General features: G+C 63.1%; 20 protein-coding genes. 12 read left to right on the forward strand and 8 right to left on the reverse strand.

Annotated features, from left to right (window positions below):
* Positions 1-153: 153 nt before the first annotated feature.
* The gene (gene glmS, locus GYK42_RS02150; protein WP_046681833.1) at positions 154-1983 is read left to right on the forward strand and encodes a glutamine--fructose-6-phosphate transaminase (isomerizing); all 1830 of its coding nucleotides are present in this window, start codon (positions 154-156) and stop codon (positions 1981-1983) included.
* A gap of 57 nt (positions 1984-2040) precedes the next feature.
* Here glmS and GYK42_RS02155 read toward each other — a convergent pair whose 3' ends face one another.
* On the reverse strand, positions 2041-2922 hold the full coding sequence (locus GYK42_RS02155) for a methylenetetrahydrofolate reductase (protein ID WP_166446120.1): 882 nt from the start codon (positions 2920-2922) through the stop codon (positions 2041-2043).
* Entirely contained in the window at positions 2894-3826 is a 933-nt protein-coding gene (locus GYK42_RS02160) for a LysR family transcriptional regulator (RefSeq protein WP_166446121.1), read from the reverse strand. The genes GYK42_RS02155 and GYK42_RS02160 overlap by 29 nt, the downstream gene beginning before the upstream one ends.
* Positions 3827-3953: 127 nt before the next feature.
* On the opposite strand from GYK42_RS02160, the gene msuE reads away from it, so the two are divergent.
* From msuE to GYK42_RS02175, 3 genes are read left to right on the forward strand one after another with little or no spacing between them, the layout of a single operon-like run.
* Complete coding sequence (gene msuE, locus GYK42_RS02165) at positions 3954-4535, forward strand: FMN reductase (protein ID WP_166446122.1); 582 nt, start codon at positions 3954-3956, stop codon at positions 4533-4535.
* 60 nt (positions 4536-4595) lie between these two features.
* Positions 4596-5573 carry a DUF1852 domain-containing protein gene (locus GYK42_RS02170; protein ID WP_166446123.1) on the forward strand — a complete coding sequence of 326 codons (978 nt, stop codon included), beginning with the start codon at positions 4596-4598 and terminating at the stop codon, positions 5571-5573.
* A gap of 27 nt (positions 5574-5600) precedes the next feature.
* A complete protein-coding gene (locus tag GYK42_RS02175) occupies positions 5601-6626 on the forward strand; it encodes a methionine synthase (protein WP_166446124.1) in 1026 nt (341 codons plus the stop codon).
* Positions 6627-6651: 25 nt separating this feature from the next.
* Here the strand turns inward: GYK42_RS02175 and GYK42_RS02180 are convergent, their stop codons facing one another.
* From GYK42_RS02180 to GYK42_RS02190, 3 genes are all read right to left on the reverse strand, one after another.
* Complete coding sequence (locus tag GYK42_RS02180) at positions 6652-7578, reverse strand: type II toxin-antitoxin system HipA family toxin (RefSeq protein ID WP_166446125.1); 927 nt, start codon at positions 7576-7578, stop codon at positions 6652-6654.
* A gap of 42 nt (positions 7579-7620) precedes the next feature.
* On the reverse strand, positions 7621-7920 hold the full coding sequence (locus tag GYK42_RS02185) for a helix-turn-helix domain-containing protein (protein ID WP_166446126.1): 300 nt from the start codon (positions 7918-7920) through the stop codon (positions 7621-7623).
* Between the two features lie 187 nt (positions 7921-8107).
* Positions 8108-9775 (reverse strand): methyl-accepting chemotaxis protein, encoded by a 1668-nt coding sequence (locus GYK42_RS02190; RefSeq protein ID WP_166446127.1) that lies wholly within the window; start codon positions 9773-9775, stop codon positions 8108-8110.
* A gap of 269 nt (positions 9776-10044) precedes the next feature.
* Here GYK42_RS02190 and GYK42_RS02195 point away from each other — a divergent pair, with 269 nt between their 5' ends.
* Positions 10045-12468: a DUF3772 domain-containing protein gene (locus tag GYK42_RS02195; protein WP_166446128.1), complete on the forward strand. Its 2424-nt coding sequence runs from the start codon at positions 10045-10047 to the stop codon at positions 12466-12468.
* Here the strand turns inward: GYK42_RS02195 and GYK42_RS02200 are convergent.
* Complete coding sequence (locus tag GYK42_RS02200) at positions 12465-12953, reverse strand: DUF2938 domain-containing protein (protein ID WP_166446129.1); 489 nt, start codon at positions 12951-12953, stop codon at positions 12465-12467. The two genes, GYK42_RS02195 and GYK42_RS02200, sit on opposite strands and share 4 nt — an antisense overlap.
* 59 nt (positions 12954-13012) lie before the next feature.
* Between GYK42_RS02200 and GYK42_RS02205 the strand changes: the two genes are divergently transcribed.
* From GYK42_RS02205 to GYK42_RS02220, 4 genes are all read left to right on the forward strand, one after another.
* The gene (locus GYK42_RS02205; RefSeq protein WP_166446130.1) at positions 13013-13657 is read left to right on the forward strand and encodes an ArsR/SmtB family transcription factor; all 645 of its coding nucleotides are present in this window, start codon (positions 13013-13015) and stop codon (positions 13655-13657) included.
* Positions 13657-14169: a ClbS/DfsB family four-helix bundle protein gene (locus GYK42_RS02210; protein WP_166446131.1), complete on the forward strand. Its 513-nt coding sequence runs from the start codon at positions 13657-13659 to the stop codon at positions 14167-14169. The genes GYK42_RS02205 and GYK42_RS02210 overlap by 1 nt, the downstream gene beginning before the upstream one ends.
* Before the next feature lie 96 nt (positions 14170-14265).
* Positions 14266-15981 carry an NAD+ synthase gene (locus tag GYK42_RS02215; RefSeq protein ID WP_166446132.1) on the forward strand — a complete coding sequence of 572 codons (1716 nt, stop codon included), beginning with the start codon at positions 14266-14268 and terminating at the stop codon, positions 15979-15981.
* Positions 15978-17033, forward strand: a complete 1056-nt coding sequence (locus GYK42_RS02220) for a bifunctional nicotinamide-nucleotide adenylyltransferase/Nudix hydroxylase (RefSeq protein ID WP_166446133.1) — start codon at positions 15978-15980, stop codon at positions 17031-17033. The genes GYK42_RS02215 and GYK42_RS02220 overlap by 4 nt, the downstream gene beginning before the upstream one ends.
* Positions 17034-17059: 26 nt before the next feature.
* On the opposite strand, the gene GYK42_RS02225 is transcribed toward GYK42_RS02220, so the two are convergent.
* Together GYK42_RS02225 and GYK42_RS02230 are read right to left on the reverse strand one after the other, a co-directional pair.
* A complete protein-coding gene (locus tag GYK42_RS02225) occupies positions 17060-17893 on the reverse strand; it encodes a hypothetical protein (protein WP_166446134.1) in 834 nt (277 codons plus the stop codon).
* A 115-nt stretch (positions 17894-18008) separates the two neighbouring features.
* Entirely contained in the window at positions 18009-18911 is a 903-nt protein-coding gene (locus GYK42_RS02230; RefSeq protein ID WP_166446135.1) for a LysR family transcriptional regulator, read from the reverse strand.
* Positions 18912-19038: 127 nt separating this feature from the next.
* Between GYK42_RS02230 and GYK42_RS02235 the strand changes: the two genes are divergently transcribed.
* The 3 genes from GYK42_RS02235 to GYK42_RS02245 all read left to right on the forward strand — a co-directional run bounded on the left by GYK42_RS02235 (position 19039) and on the right by GYK42_RS02245 (position 21126).
* Positions 19039-20460 (forward strand): MFS transporter, encoded by a 1422-nt coding sequence (locus GYK42_RS02235; RefSeq protein ID WP_166446136.1) that lies wholly within the window; start codon positions 19039-19041, stop codon positions 20458-20460.
* Positions 20457-20864 carry a DUF4440 domain-containing protein gene (locus GYK42_RS02240; RefSeq protein ID WP_166446137.1) on the forward strand — a complete coding sequence of 136 codons (408 nt, stop codon included), beginning with the start codon at positions 20457-20459 and terminating at the stop codon, positions 20862-20864. The genes GYK42_RS02235 and GYK42_RS02240 overlap by 4 nt, the downstream gene beginning before the upstream one ends.
* 88 nt (positions 20865-20952) lie before the next feature.
* Positions 20953-21126 (forward strand): hypothetical protein, encoded by a 174-nt coding sequence (locus GYK42_RS02245; protein WP_166446138.1) that lies wholly within the window; start codon positions 20953-20955, stop codon positions 21124-21126.
* The last annotated feature ends 7 nt before the right edge of the window (positions 21127-21133 follow it).

Below are 21133 nucleotides of genomic sequence, written 5' to 3' on the forward strand. Positions count from 1 at the left end.
AGAATTAGAGAGTATATTGAGTTTAAATGAAATAATATTTCATCGTAAAATAGGTGTGAAATATTCAGTCAAATATACACGGATTTAGAAAGCATATTTCACACACTCTGCATTAGCATGCGTGCATTGATGAATTTTTAGACAGAGGTTTCTATGTGCGGCATCGTCGGCGCAGTAGCGCAACGTAATATCACTCCCATCCTGGTCGAAGGCTTGAAGCGCCTGGAATACCGCGGCTACGATTCCTGCGGCATCGCCCTGCATGCGGATGGCCGCCTGCAGCGCTCGCGCTCCACCTCGCGCGTGGCCGAACTGGAAAAGCAGATCGCCGAAGAAGGCTTGAGCGGTTTTACGGGCATCGCCCACACGCGCTGGGCCACGCATGGCGCCCCTGTCTCGTTCAATGCCCACCCGCACTTTTCCCCAACGGAAGAGAACGCCCGCGTGGCGCTGGTGCATAACGGAATCATCGAAAACCACGACGAGCTGCGCGCCGAACTGACGGCCCTCGGTTACGTTTTCCAGAGCCAGACGGACACGGAAGTGATCGCCCACCTGGTCGAGCACATGTATAACGGCGACCTGTTCGAGACCGTGCAGCAAGCCGTCAAACGCCTCGACGGCGCGTATGCGATCGCCGTGTTCTGCCGTGACGAACCGCACCGAGTGGTCGCCGCGCGCCAGGGCTCGCCCCTGATCGTCGGCCTGGGCAATGGTGAAAACTTTGTCGCGTCGGACGCCATGGCGCTGGCTGGTACGACCGACCAGATCATCTACCTGGAAGAGGGCGACGTGGTCGACCTGCAACTGTCGCGCTGCTGGATCGTCGACGTCGATGGCAAGCCTGTCGAGCGCGAAGTGAAAACCGTGCACGCGCACACTGGCGCAGCCGAGCTGGGCCCGTACCGCCACTACATGCAGAAGGAAATCTTTGAGCAGCCGCGCGCCATCGGCGACACCTTGGAAGGCGTGACGGGCATCATGCCGGAACTGTTCGGCGACGACGCCTATAAAATCTTCAAGCAGATCGACCGCGTGCTGATCCTCGCCTGCGGCACCAGCTCGTACGCGGGCATGACGGCGAAATACTGGATCGAGTCGATCGCCAAGGTGCCCGTCAGCGTGGAAGTGGCCAGCGAATACCGCTACCGCGACAGCGTGCCGAATGCGAATACCCTGGTCGTCACCATTTCGCAAAGTGGCGAAACGGCCGACACCCTGGCCGCCCTGAAACACGCGCGCAGCCTGGGCATGCTGCACACCTTGACCATCTGCAACGTGGCCACCAGCGCCATGGTGCGCGAATGCGCTCTGGCCTACATCACGCGCGCCGGCGTGGAAGTGGGTGTGGCATCGACCAAGGCCTTCACCACGCAGCTGGCAGGCTTGTTCCTGCTGACGCTGTGCCTGGCGCAAGTCAATGGTCACCTCTCCGAAGAACAGGAAGCGGCGCACCTGAAAGCCATGCGCCACTTGCCCGTCGCCATCGCTTCCGTGCTGGCGCTGGAGCCGCAAATCATCGCCTGGTCCGAAGAATTCGCCCGCAAGGAAAACGCCCTCTTCCTGGGCCGCGGCATGCACTACCCGATCGCCCTGGAAGGCGCATTAAAGCTGAAGGAAATTTCGTACATCCACGCCGAAGCCTATCCGGCCGGTGAACTCAAGCACGGCCCGCTGGCCCTGGTGACGAATGAAATGCCGGTCGTCACCATCGCGCCGAACGACGCCCTGATCGAAAAGCTGAAATCGAACATGCAGGAAGTACGCGCCCGCGGCGGCCAGCTGTACGTCTTCGCCGACGTCGACTCGCGCATCAGCTCCGGCGAAGGCCTGCACGTCATCCGCCTGCCCGAGCACTATGGAGATTTGTCGCCGATCCTGCACGTAGTCGCGCTGCAATTGCTGGCGTACCACACGGCGTTGGCACGCGGCACGGATGTGGACAAGCCGCGCAATCTGGCGAAGTCGGTGACGGTGGAGTAATGCCGTTTTTCTCTGGTGGCGTATTGCCGCCAGAGAGGGCTCGTCACATGTCGATGCTCAAAGGCCGGGGTCGGTGCGGGAACGGTACTGCTCTACCCACTTCACTGACTGTGCGATGCCGCCAAAGGGAAAGAAATGCAGGCTGACCTTGCCATGCGCTTCCGTCAGCCCGGTGGCCAGGCGCTCGACAAACAGATCCGGCCCCGCCGTGCCGAACAGCTTGCCGATCGAGACACCGTATTTGGACCACATCGATGCGCAGGCGCTCACGCCGCACAATGCGGCATAGCGGGCAAGTACCGCGATGCTCGCGGGGCCCGGCACGCCCACGCGCACGGGATGGTTGATGCCACGCGCGCGCAGCGCTTCCAGCCACATCAACACGACGTCGGCATCAAAGGCAAACTGCGTGACGATCAAAGGAGCCATGCCGCGCTTTTCGATGCTGTGGCACTTGCGTTCAAGCACCTCCCACTGTTCGGCCTTGCTCATGACCGGATGGCCTTCCGGGTGGCCACCCACGCCGATCACCTGCATGCCCGCGCGTTCGAAAACGCCTGTGTCGATCAGCGCGGCACTGTCGGAAAACGGCCCAATCGGGGTCGATGGATCGCCAGCGATGACGAAGCAGCGCTCGACGCCCGCTTCAGCGGCCGCGCGCTGCACGAAGGACTCCAAGCCCGCGAGCGAAGCGATACGGCGCGCAGACAAGTGCGGCATGGGCTCAAAGCCCAGCCTGCGCACGGCCCACGCTGCGGCCAGCCGCGCGTCGTCATCCTCGCGTGCCAAGTAGGGAATGGCAATGGTGGACCCAGGCAATATCCGCGGCGCCGCCGCGCTCAAAGCAGCAATGTCCTTCGTACTGGCTTCCAGGGAATAGCTGCGCGTGATGTCGCCAGCGGGCAAGAGCTTATCGTGATGCATCAAGGTTTGTATCATCGTTTCCTTGCGCCACGGCGCTGGCAGACTGGCGCGCCAGTGCGATGAAGGCCTTCACGTAGTCGATGGCGGTGTCCGTCTCGCGGGCCCCCAGGAAAATCTGCTTGGCGATGCCGCGCGGGCCCAGCCGCACAGGCACCACGTCCATCTTGACCGCATATTCCTCGACCAGCCAGCGCGGCAGGGCGGCCACGCCGCGGCCGCTGGCTACCATCTGCAGCATGATGTCGGTCGTTTCGATGGCTTTGTGGCGCTTGGGCGTGACACCGGCGGGCAACAGGAACTGGTTGTAGATGTCCAGGCGCTCGATGTCCACGGGGTAGCTGATCAGCACTTCCTGGGTCAGTTGCTGCGGCTTCACATAGGCCGCCGACGCCAGGGCATGGCCCTTGGCCACGACCAGCACTTGCTCGTAGTCGAACACGGGTTCGAATGTCAGCCCCGGCTTGTACAGCGGGTCGGGCGTGACCAGCAGGTCGATCTCGTAGCCGAAGAGCGCGCCGATCCCACCGAACTGGAACTTTTGCTTGACGTCCACATCCACGTCGGGCCATGCGGCCAGATAGGGGGACACCACCTTGAGCAGCCACTGGTAACAAGGATGGCATTCCATGCCGATGCGCAACGCGCCGCGCTCACCCTGCGCGAACTGGCCCAGGCGCTCTTCGGCCAGGTCCAGTTGCGGCAGCACCCGGTTCGCCACCGCCAGCAAATACTGGCCGGCCTGCGTCAGGCGCAGGTTGCGCCCTTCGCGCAGCCAGACGTCGGTGCCCAGTTGTTGTTCCAGCTTCTTCATGCTGTGGCTCAAGGCCGACTGGGTCAGGTTCAGCACGCCTGCGGCGGCCGTCAACGACCCTTGCTTTTCGACTTGCTGGACGATGCTGAGGTGGATGCGTTCAAGCATTGAGATGAGCCATGTTCATGGATGTATGAAATAAGACCATTATACTTCATCGATTCCCACCGTTATCATCCCTACCCTTGCTGCTGGCATTTGTCAGCCCGCCCGCATCACCCTTATGAAAGCAAACATGACACGTCCACTGCGCTTAGTCGCCGTTTCCGGCGGGCTGCAACGCCCTTCCAAGGCTGCAGCCCTGGCCGAGCACCTGATGGACCTGATCGCCGATGAAGTGCTGTGCGAACAACGCCTGGTCGAACTGGGCCAACTGGCGCCGCAGCTTGCGGGCGCAGTCTGGCGCTCCCATCTGCCCGAGACGGTGGAGCGGGAATTGGCAGCGGTCGAGCAAGCGGACATCCTGGTGGTGGCAACTCCGGTCTATCGTGGCTCGTACACGGGACTGTTCAAGCACTTCTTCGACTTCATTGACCAGGACGCCTTGACCGACAAGCCCGTCTTGTTGGCGGCCACCGGCGGCAGCGAGCGCCATGCCCTGATGATCGACCACCAGTTGCGCCCGCTCTTCAGCTTCTTCCAGGCACGCACATTGCCGCTGGGCGTCTACGCGACCGACAAGGACTTTACCGACTACCGCCTGCAGGATGAGGCCCTGATCCAGCGCGCCACCTTGGCGGTCCAGCGGGCCTTGCCCTTGATCGGCTTGACGCGCCATGCGAGATCTGCCACCGCTGAAGAGCTGGTCGCGGCCTGATACGCATCACGACGGTCAATCAACACATTCATCTTTTTGCAGAAATCAGGACAGATCACCATGAGCAAAGACTTTGTATTCAGCATCAAGAGCATTATCTTCGATGAAAACTATCACCCATCGGACAATACGCGTCTGACAACCAACTTTGCCAATCTGGCCAGGGGAGAGCGTCGCCAGGAGAACTTGCGCAATACCTTGAAGATGATAGACAGCCGCTTCAACAACCTGGCGCACTGGGATAATCCGACCGCAGACCGCTACTCCGTCGAACTTGAAATCATTTCCGTCGCGTTGAATATCGATGCAGAAGGCGACAATATTCCATTGATCGAGATATTGAAGCCAAACATCATCGACAACAAAACCAATGAGCGCATCGATGGCATCGCAGGAAATAACTTCTCTTCCTACGTGCGCGATTACGACTTCAGCGTCCTGCTGCCAGAGCACAACAACAATAAATCCACCTTTGGCACGCCGGACAATTTCGGCGATTTCCATGGCAAGCTGTTCAAGCACTTTGTCAGGTCAAACACCTATAAAGAGCACTTCAGCAAGCCACCCGTTATCTGCATCAGCGCCTCGAGCAGCAAGACCTATCAGCGTACCGAAAACCAGCACCCGATCCTGGGTGTCGAGTACCAGCAAAATGAGTTCTCGTCGACGGATGAATATTTCGAAAAAATGGGGATGCAGGTGCGCTACTTCATGCCGCCCAACAGCTCCGCGCCGCTGGCTTTTTATTTTATCGGCGACCTGCTGGCCGACTACAGCAATCTTGAACTGATCGGCACCATCAGCACGATGGAAACGTTCCAAAAGATCTACCGGCCGGAAATTTACAACGCCAATTCCGCGGCAGGGAAGTTATATCAGCCCAGCCTTAAGAACCAGGATTATTCGTTGACGCAAATTGTCTATGACCGGGAAGAGCGCAGCCAGCTGGCGGTCAAGCAGGGCAAATATACGGAAGAGCACTTCATCAAACCCTACAAGAATATTCTTGAACAATGGTCTGCGAATTACGCGCTCTGATTAAAAAAATAAACGAAAGCATTCATCATGAAAAAATTATTACCTACTTCCACTGCTGGCAGTTTGCCCAAACCTTCCTGGCTGGCGCAGCCTGAAAAGCTGTGGTCGCCGTGGAAATTACAGGACGAGGAATTGATCGAGGGCAAACAGGATGCCTTACTTTTGTCACTGCAGGAACAGCAGCTGGCAGGCATCGATATTGTCAGCGATGGCGAGCAAACCCGCCAGCATTTCGTCACCACGTTTATCGAGCACCTGAGCGGCGTGGATTTTGACAAACGCGAGACCGTCAGGATCCGTGACCGCTACGATGCGAGCGTGCCGACCGTCGTTGGTGCCGTGAGCCGCCCGAAGCCGGTTTTTGTGGACGACGCCAAATTTTTACGCCAGCAAACCACGCAGCCGATCAAATGGGCGCTGCCAGGTCCGATGACGATGATCGATACGCTGTATGACAGCCATTACAAGAGCCGTGAAAAACTGGCCTGGGAATTCGCCAAGATCCTCAATCAGGAAGCGAGGGAATTGGAGGCGGCCGGCGTCGACATCATCCAGTTCGACGAACCCGCATTCAATGTCTTCTTTGATGAGGTTAATGATTGGGGGATTGCCACCCTGGAAAGGGCGATCGAAGGACTCAAATGCGAAACGGCCGTGCATATTTGCTATGGCTACGGCATCAAGGCCAATACGGACTGGAAAAATACGCTGGGCTCCGAGTGGCGCCAATATGAAGAGTCTTTCCCGAAGCTGCAGAAATCGAATATCGACATCATCTCGCTGGAATGCCACAACTCGCGTGTTCCCATCGACCTGATTGAACTCATCCGTGGCAAAAAAGTGATGGTCGGGGCCATCGACGTGGCCAGCAATACCATTGAAACGCCGGAAGAAGTGGCCAACACCCTGCGCAAAGCGCTGCGCTTTGTCGATGCCGACAAGCTCTACCCGAGCACCAACTGCGGCATGGCGCCCTTGTCTCGCCAGGTAGCAAGAGGCAAACTGAATGCGCTCAGCGCAGGCGCGCAAATCATCCGGGGAGAGCTTTCCTAGCCGGCTGGTGAAGTTATGCCTGCGCCTAAGCCAGGCGCAGCAGCATCGTCCGCAAGCGCTCCGCCATCCGTGCCCGCAAGGCTGGGTTCAGCAGCGGCGCCACTTGTGCAAACGCTTTCTCGATACGCGTCAGCAGGGTATCGGCATACTCTTCCGCCTGTTGGCGCGTGGCGAAGCCGAAGCGGGTGTGGTCAAGCAGCATGGCGTCGCGCGTGATGTCGCGGCGGCCGGCGCTCACTTGCATGACCAGCGCTTGCGGGTCGTCTTCCGTATCCGGTACGACATCGAAGGCGGGCGAGAGGCGCCAGCGTTGCTCGTCCAGGTCGAACAGGACGGCGTGGTTGCGGGGATGGCCGTTGTTGCCGACGATGCCGTTGAAGACCATGCGGCCGAACAGTTCGATGCCGTCTTCCAGTGGCGCGCCGATGCGCCGCAGTTCTTCCGCCAGGCGCGGATAGCTGGCGCCATCGCTGTCGGCCGCTTCCACAGGTGGATATTGCACTTGCAGCAGCGATGCCGCGCTGGCCGTCATGATGCGCCGCGCGCCGCGCCGGTCGTAGCGCAGGATGCGCACCACGCTGCGTTCGGCTGTCAGTGCATGGTGGCGCGTGTCGGCGAAACGCAGGCCAGCCGCCCTGCTCCATTGCATCGTCGCGTGTTCCAGCAGCGCCAGGTCGACCGTATCGGTCATCAATCCCGGTTTCACCAGCCAATAGTCTTCGCCGTCCTGCACGGTTGCCTTGGGACGCGCGCCGCCCATGCTTGGGGTGGCGAACAGGCGTTTGCGCAAGGGCGCATTGAGTGTTGGCCGGCTTTCCGCAATGGCCAACAGTTCTTGCACCAGCGCGTCCAGGCGATGCAGCCTGGGGCTGGCCAGTTGCGCTATGTTCGGTTTGGGCGTGTCACCCACGGCCAGCGCACCCCAGCGGTCGCCATTGCCCGACAGACGCAAGAACTGGAGTCGGGCCGCTGCAGATAGACAAACAAAGGGCGGCTAGAAGTAGCCATCGTCGCCCTCGTTCAAAGTGGGGCGGCTGCGGATGTTGGCGCTGTCCATTTGCCACAGCGCCGCGTCGGGTTCCGGCGCCGTGATGGCAAGAATGCCGAGCACGTGGAAGGCGGCCAGGAACAGGCCCACGTTGACGGATGCCTCGCCCCGTTCCATGCGTTGCAGGGTGGGATGCGAAATATCGAGGCGCGCGCACAGGTCGCGTGCCGTGATGTTTTGCTGCACCCGCTGCTTGCGTATGCACTGGCCCCATATCCTGAGCCGCTCGTTAACGAGCGTCGGCATGGCATCTTCCGGGCGGGCACGTTTTGTCATGATTGGGAAGGGAACATGGAAGTGAACATATTCTTTACATTGTAGTCCTTAATTGAAAGGATATGAGCGCAATAGTTAATCTTTAAGGTAAACATAAAATTGAATTTAATGTGACTAAATTCAATCTTATGTTCATATGATCCGTCGTCGCGCTATTCTAGAATTCCTCCCACTGTGCCGATGCGCTGGCGCGTTGCGGTGCCGCTGCCACGGCCACGCGTATTGCGGGTCCAGCCGCTGGCCGCACGGCAGGCGTTGGCAAGGTCGCCGCTGGCACGCCGCCCAGTTTAAATACGCTCACCACCTGCGCCAGGGTAGCCGCCTGGTCCTGCATGGCTGCGGCCGCGGCCGCCGACTCTTCCACCAGGGCCGCGTTTTGCTGGGTGACGTTGTCCATCTCGCTGATGGCCTGGTTGATTTGCTCGATGCCGGCCGTCTGTTCCGCGCTGGCCGAGGTGATTTCTTCCATGATGTCGGTAACGCGGCGCACGCTGTCGACCAGGTCGGTCATGGTGTTGCCGGCTTGATGCACGAGCTCGCTGCCGGCCGCCACGCTCTGGGTCGAGTCGTCGATCAGGGTCTTGATTTCCTTGGCCGCCGCTGCCGAGCGGTGCGCCAGGCTGCGCACTTCCGTGGCCACGACGGCGAATCCACGGCCCTGCTCGCCCGCGCGTGCCGCTTCCACGGCCGCGTTCAAGGCAAGAATGTTGGTCTGGAAGGCGATGCTATCGATGACGCCGATGATGTCCGCGATCTTGCTCGACGAGGCGTCGATTTGCCGCATGGTCGCCACCACTTGCGCGATGACGGCGCCGCCGCGCTGCGCCACGCCGGAGGCCGTGTCGGCCAGCACATGCGCCTGGCGCGCATTGTCGGCATTCTGTTTGACGGTCGAGGTCAGTTCTTCCATGGAGGAGGCGGTCTCTTCCAGCGAGCTGGCTTGCTGCTCCGTGCGCGCAGACAGGTCCAGGCTGCCCGCCGCCACTTCGGACGAGGCCGAGGCGATCGTTTCGGTGCCGGCGCGCACCGTGCCCACCGTTTGCGCCAGGTTGTCGTTCATGCGCTTGAGTGCCTGCAACAGTTGCCCCATTTCATCGCGCGACTGCGCCGTGATCTGGCTGCTCAGATCGCCCGCGGCCACCGTGTTGGCCACCTGCAGCGCCATGGCGACGGGGCCGGTGATCGAGCGCGTGATGCCATACGCCAGTGCCGCCGCGATGGCCAGCGCCGCCAGCGACATACCGATCAGCAAGGTGCGCGTGTTGGCATAGGTCGCATTGGCATTGTCTCCCGCCGTGTTGGCCAGGGTGTTTTGCAAGCTGATCTGTTCAGCAATCAATTGCTTGTAGACCAGCAAGACGGGGCGCAGCTGGCCGTACAGATAGGCGCTGCTGTCGTCCGGCGTGCCGCTCCTGATCAGTTCCAGCAAGGCTTCCTGCCCCTGCGCGTAGCGCGTGTTAGCGTCGTTCATCTTGGCCATCAGCGCGCGTTCACGGTCGGAATCGAGCATGTTCGCGAGCTTGTCGAGATTGCCCGCCGCCGCTTGGCGCGCGGCCAGGATGGCGTCCGTTTGCTTGCGCTGGTCGGTTGGATCGGCGCTGAGCATCATGTTGCGCAGGGCAATGGCGATGTCGTTGATGTTGGCCGACACGCTGTTGGCGAGTTCAATCTTCGGCATGCTGTCATGCACGATATGGCCGGTGCCCTGGTTGATCTTGCCCAGCATGGCAATGCCCAGGCAGGAGATGATGATCAGCATGGCGCCGATGGCGCCAAAGCCCACGGCGAGGCGGGTGCCGATGGTCAGGTTGGATAAAAACTTCATGGCGGTCTCAATACGGAGGGAATGGTCAAAAGGTCGGCGGCTGCGGATTGGTGGGCCGCGCCGCCAAGCGGAGGACGATCCTAGACCTTTTCATATGATATTTCTATAGGGCAATATGCCTAGTCGCCCCCTTGGATGCACGCCGGTTCCGCCTATTCTGCGGCTTGCGCGTGTTTTCAGCTATATTGGCAGGCACCCGCCGGGCGGCAGGCCATGGCCGGCGTCGTCGCCGATTCGGCAATTTTTTCCATTTTCAGCCTTAGGTCCGCATGACTTCTTTCCGTCTCCGTTTCTTCCCCTTCCTGCTGGCGTTGTTGCTGGCCTGCTCGCTGGCCCCGCCGCCCGCCTGGTCGCAGCCCGTCGATGACGCCGCCACGGCCGACCAGCGTCTCGATGGCTTGCGCAAGCAGATTACGAGTATCCAGAAGGCGCTCGATGGCGAGGCGGAGCTCGATGACGCGACCCTGTCGCAGATGCGTGCCGATGCGCTGGCGGCCAGCGCCGAGGCCGACAAGGTGGCCGATGCGCTCGCGCCCACGCTCACCAGCGTGCAGGCGCGGCTGGCCGAGCTGGGCAAGCCGGCGGCGGGGATCAAAGATGCCCCCGACGTGGCGGCGCAGCGCAGTTTGCTGGACCGCACCAGCAGCGCGCTCGATGCGCAAGTAAAACTGGCGCGCTTGCTGGCCGTGGAAGCGACGCAGGCGTCGGAGCAGGTGTCGACGGTGCGCCGCGCGCAGTTGCAGGCGCGCCTGGGCGAACGCACTGCGTCGATACTCGCCGGCTCGTTCTGGAAGCAGTTGCATGCCGAATTGCCGCAGAACCTGCAGCGCCTGCGGGCGCTGGAGCTGGAATTGGCGAATGCGGCAAGCGCCACGCCGTGGTCGGCCTGGGGCGGCTTGCTGGCCGCCATCGTGGCCGTGATCGGCGCCAGCGTCTGGATTTCGCGCTATTTGCTGGTGGTCACGTCCACGCGCGTGCCGCACGGCCGTTTGCGCCGCTCGCTGCATGCGCTGGCCGTACTGGTGCTGGCGCTGGCCACGCCGGGCCTGGTGGCGGAATTGCTGGCCATGGGGCTGCGCTGGGACGGCGGCCTGTCCGAAAAGACCTCGACTTTCCTTAGCAGCTTGATCGGCATCATCTGTTTTGCCGGCTTTACGGCGGGACTCGGCCACGCGCTGCTGTCGCCGCGCCGCGTCTCGTGGCGTTTGCTGCCCCTGCCCGATGCGCTGGCGCACCGCATGCGCAATTTTCCATCGATGTTTTCCTTCATCGTCGTGCTCGTGTGGGCGACGGAACGGGTCACCATCGTCATCAATGCGGGCTTGTCGACGGCCGTGGCCGTCAATTGCATCGTCGCCCTCGTGATGAGCACGACCATCGCCTACGGCCTGATGCGCGCCGAGCGCTGCTGGCGCCAGTTGCGCGAGGCCGATCCCGCCACCCTGGTCACGCCCCTGTGGCTGCGCTGCGTCACGGTGCTGCTGTGGCTGGCGCTGGCGTCGAGCGTCATCAGCTTGCTGATCGGCTATGTGGCCTTTGGCAGTTTTATTGCCAAGCAAATCGCCTGGGTCATCGTGGTGCTGTGCAGCACGTATTTGCTGACGGTGCTGGTCGACGATATCTGCATGCTGCTGGCCTCCACGCCGCCACCGCCGGACGCAGCCCATCCCGTGCTGGCCACGCCCAAGGCGCGCGACCAGGCGGCCGTGCTGCTGTCGGGCATCGGCCGCGCCATCGTCGTGCTGCTGGCCCTGATGCTGCTGCTGGCGCCGTTCGGCGAAGGTCCGGGCGAGTTGTTCCAGCGCGTCGGCAAGTTGCAGGATGGCCTGGCCATCGGCGAAGTGGCGATCCGCCCGGCCGCGATGATCCAGGCGTTGCTGGTGCTGGTCTTCGGCTTTATCGCGCTGGGGTTGTTCAAGCGCTGGCTGCAAAACAGTTATTTGCCGACCACCAATCTCGACACGGGCATGCAAGTGTCGTTCATCACCCTGTTCGGCTATATCGGCGGCGTGCTGGCCGTGGCGCTGGCCCTGTCGGCGGCCGGCATCGGCCTGGAACGCATCGCGTGGGTGGCGTCGGCCTTGTCGGTGGGTATCGGTTTTGGCTTGCAGGCGGTGGTGCAGAACTTCGTTTCCGGCCTGATTTTATTGGCCGAGCGCCCCGTGAAGGTGGGCGACTGGGTGTCGTTGGGTGGCGTGGAGGGCGACATTCGCCGCATCAATGTGCGTGCCACGGAAATTCAATTGGGCGACCGCTCGACGGTGATCGTGCCGAACTCGGAATTCATTACCAAGACGGTGCGCAACGTGACCCTGGCCAATCCGCTGGGCCTGGTGCAGGTCAAGCTGCCGCTGCCGCTGGGCACGGATGCGCAGGCGGCGCGCGCGCTGATCCTGTCCGTCTTTGTCGACAATCCCGACGTGCTCGACACGCCGGCGCCGAATGTGCAGCTCGACGGCATCGACAATGGCCTGTTGTTGTTCAACGCCACCGGCTTTGCCTCGTCGCCGCGCCTGACGTCGGGCATCCGCAGCGCGCTGCTGTTCGAACTGCTCAAGCGCCTGGACGATGCGAATATCGCCATCGCCAAGCCCAGCACGATGGTGCTGAGCAGCGTGCCGGCGCAGCCCGAGGCGCCGGCAATGTCAGCCGTTGCACCGGCGCCCGCACCGGTACCTCCGCTGACGTCTTAACGCACGGTCGACCACAGCAGGGCCGCCAGGTACAGGCCGACGCCGAACGCCGTGTGGGCCATCAGGCTGCGCAGGCGGGCGGCGTTTGGGTACGGCGTCTTGCTGGCGGCCAGGCCGGCGCCCATGCCCGGCTGCAAGATGCAAAACGGCGCGGCAACGCTCACGAGGCCCGCCAGCAGGGCCGGCGCGAACGTCGGCTGCTGCACCCACTGCTGTCCCACCAGCGCCAGCAGCACGGCCGCAAACAGCACGCCGATCAGGTAATGGGCCGTCCAGCCCAGGATGGCTTCATCGCGCACGGGCGTTGCCTGTGCGATGTTGACGTGGCTGAAGGTGCCGCGCGGCAGATGGCCGAGCCAGCGCCCCACCATCGCAAAGTTCAGCGAGGGGATGCACCAGAAGCGTTTCAAGGCCACCGCCCACACATCCATCACCGCCGTCGCGCCCACGCCGATCGCCAGCGCATCGGGCCAAAGTATTTGCATTGTCTCCACTAACATTCAATTAATTGCTTGAATGTTATAAGGGTGCTAGCATTGTGTCAATGAACAATGCAGAAATCGATACCCTTGCCAGTCCCGCCGGTTTTGCCCATATTTTAGGCAGCGCGCCCCGTTTGCGCCTGCTCGAGCAGATCGTGCACGGCGAATATGCGGTGGAGCAGTTGGTGGAGTTGACGGGCCTGTCCGTGGCCAATACGTCCCAGCATTTACAGCAGTTGCGGCGCGCCGGTTTCGTGCAGGCGCGACGCGATGGCAAGCGCGTGCTGTACCGGCTGGGCAACGGCCCTGTTGTGCAGTTGCTCAGTGCGCTGGATGTGTATGCGCAGCATCAGCACAGCGAGTTGCAGGCGCTGGGCCGGGGCGACCATGTGGAAGCGATCACGGGCGACGAGTTGCAGGAACGCATGCGCGAGGCCAGCATCACCGTGCTCGACGTGCGGCCCGCGCAGGAATTTGCCGCCGGCCACTTGCCCGGTGCGATCAATATTCCGTTTGATGACTTGCAGCGCCGTCTCGGCGAATTGCCCGCGAACGCAGAGATCGCGGCCTACTGCCGTGGACCATATTGCGTGCTGTCCGTGCGGGCCGTGGCCGCCTTGCGCCAGCACGGCTTGCAGGCGCGCCGTCTCGGCAGCGGTTACGACGATTGGCAGGCAGCCGGCTTGCCTGTCGTCAAGGCGGCCTGATGGCCATCCCCAAAAGCAAGCAGGAACTGCTCGACGCCATCAACAGCACCTATGCGAAGCTGGCGCAGGAGTTGGCGCGCGTGCCGCCAGCGCTGGCGCGGGAACCCGTGCTGGAAGGACAAGTGGCGGGTACGCGCATGAGCGTGTGCGATCTGCTCGCCTATCTGGTGGGGTGGAACGAGCTGGTCTTGTACTGGCACGCGCAGCTGCGCGATGGCAAACGCATCGAGGACATCGCTTTTCCCGCCGAAGGTTTCACGTGGAACGCTCTGGGAAAACTGGCGCAGCGCTTCTATGCCGACTATGCTGAGCTGAGCATGGACGACTTGCTGCAGCGCCTGGAGCAGGCGAAAAACCAGCTGCTGGCGCTGGTCGAAGCACACGACGATGCGCAATTGTATGGCCAGCCCTGGTACACGCATTACACGATGGGACGCATGATCCAGTTCAACACGGCGTCGCCGTATGCGAACGCGCGCACGCGCCTGCGGACCTGGCTCAAGACCTTGTAGTACCCTCAGCGGCAGGCTTGCACGATTGCATCAGTACCTTCAGAAAATTTTTCAGGCAGGATAGTGGTTTCACGCGCAACCGATTGAAGGATCACCATGCTGACCATCGCCCTCGCCCAGATGAACCCCACCGTGGGCGACTTCGACGCCAATGTCGCCGCCATCCTCGCACGCATGCAGCGTGCCAGCGAGGAAGGCGCGGACCTGCTCGTCTGTCCAGAACTATCGCTGTGCGCGTATTACCCGGGCGACCTGTTCGAGGATGCCGCCTTCCTGCGCGACATGCAGCAGGCGCTCGATACCGTGCTGCAGGCGTCCACGCGCTGGCCGAAACTGGTTACCGTCATCGGCACCGCGCGGCCTAACTCCGGCGTCGGCAAACCCCTGTACAACGCTTTGCTGGCGCTGCGCGACGGGCGCATCGTCGCCGAATACTACAAGCAGTTGCTGCCCACTTACGGCATCTTCGACGAGGGCCGCCATTTCGAGCCGGGCCCGTCCGGCGCCTGCACCTTGGAGATCGCCGGCTGCAAGGTCGGCTTCATGATTTGCGAGGATGGCTGGAATGACGACGGACGTGCCTACGCCGTCAACCCCTTCGACGCCCTGCACGCGGCGCGGCCCGACCTCGTCGTCAGCATCAACGCCAGCCCGTCCGATATCGGCAAGCGCGCCCAGCGCCACGCCGTGTTTGGCGCCGCCTGCAAGCGCGTGCACCTGCCCCTGCTCTTCGTCAACCAGGTGGGCGGCCAGGACCAGCTCGTGTTCGACGGCGCCTCGTTCGCCATGTCACCGACCGACGGCGTGGAATTCGAAGCGGCCCGCTTCGTCGAAGATTTTCAATTGCTGCGTTTTGCCGGCGGCCGTTTTACGCGTACCGATGGTGCCGCGTTTCCCGTGCCCGACCCGGAAGGCATCCCCGCCGTGGAGTTTGCGCGGCGCCAGATCGTGCTGGGGTTACGCGACTACGCGCGCCGCTGCCGCTTTACGAAAGTCGTCGTCGGCTGCTCGGGCGGCATCGATTCGGCGCTGACCCTGGCCCTGGCCGTCGAAGCGCTTGGCGCCGAGAACGTCGTGGGCATCACCATGCCGTCCGTGTTTTCCAGCACCGGCTCCGTCACCGATTCCGTCGCCCTGTGCGCCAACCTGGGCATTGCCCTCTACACGCATCCGATCCGCGACATCGTGGCGCAATACGAAGCCGGCTACGCGGCCGCCTTCGACGGCAAGCTGCAGGGACTGCCGCTGGAAAACCTGCAGGCGCGTGTGCGCGGCACGATCCTGATGGAATACTCGAACGCGTTTGGCGCCCTGCTGCTCACCACCGGCAACAAGAGCGAAATCTCGGTTGGCTACTGCACCCTGTATGGCGACACGAATGGTGGACTGGGGCTGATCGGCGACCTGTATAAAACGGAGGTGTTCGCCCTGTCGCGCCATATCAACGCCAGCGCCGGGCGCGAACTGATTCCCGCCGCTGTGCTCGATAAACCGCCATCGGCGGAACTGGCGCCGGGCCAGCGCGATACCGACAGCTTGCCGCCGTATCCCGTGCTCGATGAAATTCTCAAATGGCATATCGAGGGACGCCGCCTGCCGGCGGCCGAAAGCGCGCAAGCGTTGACCCTGGTCGACCAGCTGCGCGAGACGGACGAGGGACGCGCGCTCGTGACGCGCATCCTCGGCATGGTCGCCCGCAACGAATACAAGCGGCGCCAGGCGGCGCCCATCATCCGCGTGCGTTCGCGCGCCTTTGGCAGCGGGCGTCAATTGCCGATCGCCGCCCACTACCCCACCGGAGACGACGCATGACCCTCACTTATTCTGCCGATGCGGCCATCCTGATCGGCCGCTTCCAGCCTTTTCACAATGGCCATGCGGGCTTGTTGCAAAAGGCGCTGACGACGGCCGCGCAAGTGGTGGTGGTGCTCGGTTCGGCCTTCCATGCGCGCAGCCCGAAGAACCCGTTTACGTGGCAGGAGCGGGCCGCCATGATTGCCGCGACCTTACCCGAGGCGCAGCGCGCGCGCGTGCATTACGTGGCCGTGCGCGATTACTACGACGACGGCTTGTGGGCCGATGCCGTGCGGCGCGCCGTGGCGGGCGCCGTGCCCAAGGCGCAGCGCGTGATGCTGGTGGCCTGCTTCAAGGACGCTACCAGTTACTACCTGCACCATTTTCCGCACTGGCAGTTATTCAATCTGGAAATCGACCCTGGCGCACCCATCGGCGCGACGGCCATCCGCAACGTGCTGTTCGAGGCCGAGGACGTGGACGTGTCGCTGAGCGCCGTGGCGCAGCTGCTGCCGGCGGCCATCGGCCAGTATCTGAAGGCGTGGACCTTGCTGCCGTGGTACTCCCCGCTGGTGCAGGAATACCGGGCCATCGAAGCCTATAAAGCGCGCTGGCGCACGGCGCCGTATGCGCCCATCTTTACAACCGTCGACGCGCTGGTGCAGACGGGCGGCCACGTGCTGCTCGTGCGCCGCGGCGGCTATCCGGGCAAGGACTTGTGGGCGCTGCCCGGCGGCTTCCTGGAGCCGCGCGAACGCCTGCTGCAGGGCGCCCTGCGCGAACTGGCGGAGGAAACCCAGCTGGGCGTGCTGGCGCCCACCCTCGTCGAGGCGCTGGTCGGCGTGGCCGTGTTCGACCACCCGGACCGCAGCCAGCGCGGGCGCACCATCACGCATGCGCATTACTTCGATTTGAAGACGCGCCAGCTACCGGCCGTGACGGCGGCCGACGATGCGGCGCTGGCGCAATGGGTGCCCGTCGCGGCGCTGCCGGCCATGGAAGAGCAATTCTTCGAAGACCATTTTCACATCCTGAACCACTTCCTCAAACTCACGCACGAGGGGCGCTGAGAGGGGACCATCCCCCTCCCCGCGCGTCAGGACGTCACGCGCTCCCAGCCATGCTTGACGGCCGCCTTGAAGTTGTCCCACGCCGATTGCGGATACGTGTGTTCCCACGTGGAACGCAGGTCCGCTTCCACGTCGTCCCACGGGCGGCCCCGGTAGCTGTCGCTATTCGCCATCGAATGGCCATAGCGGTAGGCGGGATCGTAGTCTTCGAAGCGCGCGCCTGTGGCGACATAGGTGGCGCTCCAGTGGTTGCGGTAATACTGCTCGTCGTCGTAGCTGGTGCCGGGCAGGTTGTCGGCGCCGGGATAGCGGCGCACGTTGGCGCCCGCGCTGGACGGCAGTGGCGGCGACGCCATGTCGCTGGCAAATTGCTGCGATCCTGGCGCCTCGTTCACATTGCTGGCGGAGGTGCCCTGCCGCGATGGCGTATCCGACTGCATGCTGGCGCCCTGGCGCATCGCGCTGGCGTCTTGCGGCGCGCCTTGCCAGCCGCCGGCGCGCCAGTGCTCGGCGTGCGCATCGATGTCGAGCGGCGCGTAGCGTTCGACGATGTCGGTGGCGCGCTGGATATCGGCGTCGCTGGCCTCTTCCAGGGTCAGCACGACATGCCCGCGCCGTACGGCCTCCGCATAGATGTGGCGGTCGGCGTGGCTGCCGAACAGGTCCGTAAAGAAATGCTTGACGCTGTCGAGCAGGCTGTCGCTGTCGTCGCGGCGGATGTTTTCCGTGGCGGAAAAGTCGTCACTGCCCGCATCGTGCAGGCGGATGCTGGCGCCGGGGAAGCCAGCCGTGATCAGGTCGTGCCGGGCGCGCTCGGCCATATCGCGCACGGCGAAAACTGCTGCCAATGTATGTGCCATGATGGTCTCCAATTGGTGAACAATGCCCTTCCAGTGTAGGCCGGGAAAAACGAAAGGGGCGCTCGTTTGCCCCTTGGAAATCGTTGTATTCAACAAGTATTGACGACGTGAAACCTCAGTCCGGCGTGCCCACAAAGGCGCGCAAAAAGTCGATAAAGGCGCGCACTTTTTCCGCGATATGCTGGGTGTTCGGATACACGGCATATACGCCCTGCTCCGGGAAGACGACGTCGGGCAGCAGGCGGCGCAGGCGTCCCGCGCGCACTTCCGCCTCCACCTGCCACTGCGGCAGCAGGGCCACGCCGCAGCCGCCCAGGGCAAAGCCCAGCAGGGCCGAGGCGGAGTCGGATTGGATGGCGGCGTCGTCCTGCACGGCAAAGGCGGCGGCGCCGTCCGGCGTGTGCACGTCCCAGCGCAGCGGCGCGGCCAGGCGGCTGTGCGCCAGCCAGCGCGCGCGCTGCAAGTCGTCCAGGCTGGTGATGCCCTTGGCAGGCAGGCTGGCCAGGTAGGCGGGCGAGGCGACGGGCCAGATGGCGTATGGCTCGATCAGCGCGGCGCGGTAGCTAGAATCGTTGAGGGAACCCATGCGGATGGCCAGGTCGTAGCGGCCCGAGATCAGGTCTTCGTGCGAGGACGACGACGAATGCTGGATCTGCAGCTGCGGGTGGGCGGCGGCAAAGGCGATCAGCGCGGGGATCACCGTGCGGCCGCCGTATTCGACGGTGGTGGTCAGGCGCAAGGTGCCGCGCAAGCCCTGGTGGCCCTGGCGCGCCGTTTCGATGGCGCCCTGCGCTTCGCTGAGCACGCGCTGGCAATCTTCATAAAAGCGCCGTCCCACGTCGGTCAGCGCCAGGCTGCGCGTGCTGCGCGTCAGCAGCGACACGCCCAGCTCCGCCTCCAGCTGTTTCAAATTAAAACTGACGACGGCCTTGCTCTGGCCCAGCACGGCGGCGGCGGCCGTCAGCGAACCGGCGTCGACGATGGCGATGAAAATACCCAAACGGTCAAGACTGATCATAAATAAGAATGAGGAGGCATGCGGGTTGTAGAGGTTTGTCAAAATTTATTTGACAGTGTAATCGGGGCTGGCCCGTTACGCAAATGGCGATGGACGCTTAAGCTGGCCGTTTGCCATTCGGAGCACCATGGACTATCGCAAAAAAGTGGCGGCCATCTATCTGCTGGGGTTTTTCGTCGACCTGATCAACATGTTCATCACCAGCGTCGCCTACCCCGACATCGGCCATGCCCTGCACGCCTCGGTGGCGCAGCTGGCCTGGATCAGCACCGCCTACATCCTCGGCCTGACCATCGTCATCCCGGCCAGCGCCTGGCTGGCTGCCTATTATGGCAGCAAAACCGTGTTCATGGCATCGTTGCTAACTTTTTTATGCGCCAGCATCGGCGCCGGCCTGGCGCCCTCGATCGAGGCGCTGATCGCCTGGCGCTGCGTGCAGGGCCTCGGCGGCGGCTTGTTGATCCCGCTGGGGCAAAGCATGACCTACCAGCTGTACCAGCCTGCCGAGCGCCCCGGCCTGTCCTCCGTCATCATGCTCGTGGGCTTGCTGGCGCCCGCCCTGTCGCCCGCGCTGGGCGGCGTCATCGTCGACAGCCTGTCGTGGCGCTGGATCTTTTATTTGAACGTGCCGTTTGCCGCGTTGGCGCTGCTGCTGGCCGCCTGCTGGCTGCGCGCCGACCCGCCCCGCGCGGCCGTGCCCCGTCTCGACGTGGGCGGCTTGTTGGCGGGCAGCACGGCGATTTTGCTGCTATTGCTGGGCCTGACCATGCTGGGCACGCCGGGCGACGTGCCGGCCGGTGCCGCCGTGCTGGCGCTGGGTGCCGCCTGCGCCTGGGGCTACGTGCGCGGCGCGCTGCGCAAATCGACGCCGCTGCTCAACCTGCGCCTGGCCAGTGAGCCGCTGCTGCGCATCGCCATGCTGATGTATCTGCTGGTGCCGGGCGTCTTCATGGGCGTGAGCCTGCTGGCCATGCTGTACCTGCAGGGCGTGCTGGGTATGCCCGCATCGACGGCGGGCGCGCTGATGCTGCCGTGGGCGCTGGCCTCGTTTGCGGCCATTTCGCTGACCGGCAAAAGCTACCGCCGCGTGGGACCGCAACCGCTGTTCATCGCTGGCGCCCTGCTGCAGGCGGCGGGCATGCTGATGCTGCTGCGCGTGGAGGCGGCCGATCAGCTGTTCTGGCTGGCCGGCGCGTATGCCGTGATGGGCTTTGGCGGCGGCTTGTGCAGCAGCACGGCGCAAAGCACGGCCTTCTTGCGCACGCCGGACGCGCAGCTGGGCCAGGCCAGCGCCGTGTGGAATATCAACCGCCAGCTGGGCTTTTGCCTCGGTGTCGCGCTGCTCAGCGTACTGCTCAACGGCTTGCTGGCGGCGCAGGGCATCGCTTCGCTCGACGACCCCGCCCAGCACCTGCGTGCGGCGCAGGTGTTCCACTGGTGCTTTGCGCTGGCCGCCGCCTCGTGCCTGCTGCCTTTGGCGCTGTGCCTGCGCATCGACAACCGCGCCGTTCTCGACCTTTTACTACACCATGGAGCAAGCAAAAAATGACTGCAACGAATCCCTATTTTGACGACGTTTTATCCACGCATGTGCTGATCCGTGCATGGCTTTCCGGCGAGGCGGCGGCAGCGGAAAACTGCGCCGATTTACTCGCGCGTTTTTCCCCCGACTTTACGATGGTGGCGCCGGGCGGGATGCGGCTCGACCACGCCGGATTGACAGGGTTTTTCCAGGGCGCCGGCGGCAGCCGCCCGGGCCTCGCCATGCGCATCACGGACTTGCAGCTGATCCAGGAAAGCGCCACCGGCGCCACCGTGTCCTACCGCGAATTCCAGTCGCTGCCGGGCGCGGAAAACACCGAGCGCTGGTCCACCGTCGTGTATGACAAAACGCCCGATGGCGCCTTGCTGTGGCGCCACCTGCATGAAACGTGGGTTGCGCGGGCGGATTGATCCTACAGCGTGGCGGCAGGCGCGCCGATGGACATTGGCGCCATGGCGGCTAGGCTGACAGGGTCCCCTCGTTCATCAGGAGCGTGTCATGCCCAAGCAAAAATCGCAGGCCGGCCAGAACCGCCAATCGGCCGCCCCCACGGAAGACAAAAGCAGTACCGACAATGATGCTGGCAAGCGCGGCAAGGACGCGGCCAGCCATACGAAGGCCGGTTCCGGCAAGGGTGCCGGCGGCGGCAAGAAGCAGGGCCGCAAACACTGACGCACAC

It is taken from the genome of Janthinobacterium lividum (assembly GCF_011601275.1).
Taxonomy (GTDB): domain Bacteria; phylum Pseudomonadota; class Gammaproteobacteria; order Burkholderiales; family Burkholderiaceae_D; genus Janthinobacterium; species Janthinobacterium lividum_E.

What these genes read in the sequence shown, in the direction of transcription:
- GYK42_RS02195 (WP_166446128.1), top strand. Translation starts at nt 10,045, where the DNA reads ATGACTTCTTTCCGTCTCCGTTTCTTCCCCTTCCTGCTGGCGTTGTTG.
- GYK42_RS02225 (WP_166446134.1), bottom strand. Translation starts at nt 17,893, where the DNA reads ATGGCACATACATTGGCAGCAGTTTTCGCCGTGCGCGATATGGCCGAG.
- GYK42_RS02205 (WP_166446130.1), top strand. Translation starts at nt 13,013, where the DNA reads ATGAACAATGCAGAAATCGATACCCTTGCCAGTCCCGCCGGTTTTGCC.
- GYK42_RS02155 (WP_166446120.1), bottom strand. Translation starts at nt 2,922, where the DNA reads ATGATACAAACCTTGATGCATCACGATAAGCTCTTGCCCGCTGGCGAC.
- GYK42_RS02200 (WP_166446129.1), bottom strand. Translation starts at nt 12,953, where the DNA reads ATGCAAATACTTTGGCCCGATGCGCTGGCGATCGGCGTGGGCGCGACG.
- GYK42_RS02185 (WP_166446126.1), bottom strand. Translation starts at nt 7,920, where the DNA reads ATGCCGACGCTCGTTAACGAGCGGCTCAGGATATGGGGCCAGTGCATA.
- GYK42_RS02240 (WP_166446137.1), top strand. Translation starts at nt 20,457, where the DNA reads ATGACTGCAACGAATCCCTATTTTGACGACGTTTTATCCACGCATGTG.
- glmS (WP_046681833.1), top strand. Translation starts at nt 154, where the DNA reads ATGTGCGGCATCGTCGGCGCAGTAGCGCAACGTAATATCACTCCCATC.
- GYK42_RS02175 (WP_166446124.1), top strand. Translation starts at nt 5,601, where the DNA reads ATGAAAAAATTATTACCTACTTCCACTGCTGGCAGTTTGCCCAAACCT.
- GYK42_RS02160 (WP_166446121.1), bottom strand. Translation starts at nt 3,826, where the DNA reads ATGCTTGAACGCATCCACCTCAGCATCGTCCAGCAAGTCGAAAAGCAA.
- GYK42_RS02170 (WP_166446123.1), top strand. Translation starts at nt 4,596, where the DNA reads ATGAGCAAAGACTTTGTATTCAGCATCAAGAGCATTATCTTCGATGAA.
- GYK42_RS02210 (WP_166446131.1), top strand. Translation starts at nt 13,657, where the DNA reads ATGGCCATCCCCAAAAGCAAGCAGGAACTGCTCGACGCCATCAACAGC.
- msuE (WP_166446122.1), top strand. Translation starts at nt 3,954, where the DNA reads ATGACACGTCCACTGCGCTTAGTCGCCGTTTCCGGCGGGCTGCAACGC.
- GYK42_RS02230 (WP_166446135.1), bottom strand. Translation starts at nt 18,911, where the DNA reads ATGATCAGTCTTGACCGTTTGGGTATTTTCATCGCCATCGTCGACGCC.
- GYK42_RS02220 (WP_166446133.1), top strand. Translation starts at nt 15,978, where the DNA reads ATGACCCTCACTTATTCTGCCGATGCGGCCATCCTGATCGGCCGCTTC.
- GYK42_RS02235 (WP_166446136.1), top strand. Translation starts at nt 19,039, where the DNA reads ATGGACTATCGCAAAAAAGTGGCGGCCATCTATCTGCTGGGGTTTTTC.
- GYK42_RS02245 (WP_166446138.1), top strand. Translation starts at nt 20,953, where the DNA reads ATGCCCAAGCAAAAATCGCAGGCCGGCCAGAACCGCCAATCGGCCGCC.
- GYK42_RS02215 (WP_166446132.1), top strand. Translation starts at nt 14,266, where the DNA reads ATGCTGACCATCGCCCTCGCCCAGATGAACCCCACCGTGGGCGACTTC.
- GYK42_RS02190 (WP_166446127.1), bottom strand. Translation starts at nt 9,775, where the DNA reads ATGAAGTTTTTATCCAACCTGACCATCGGCACCCGCCTCGCCGTGGGC.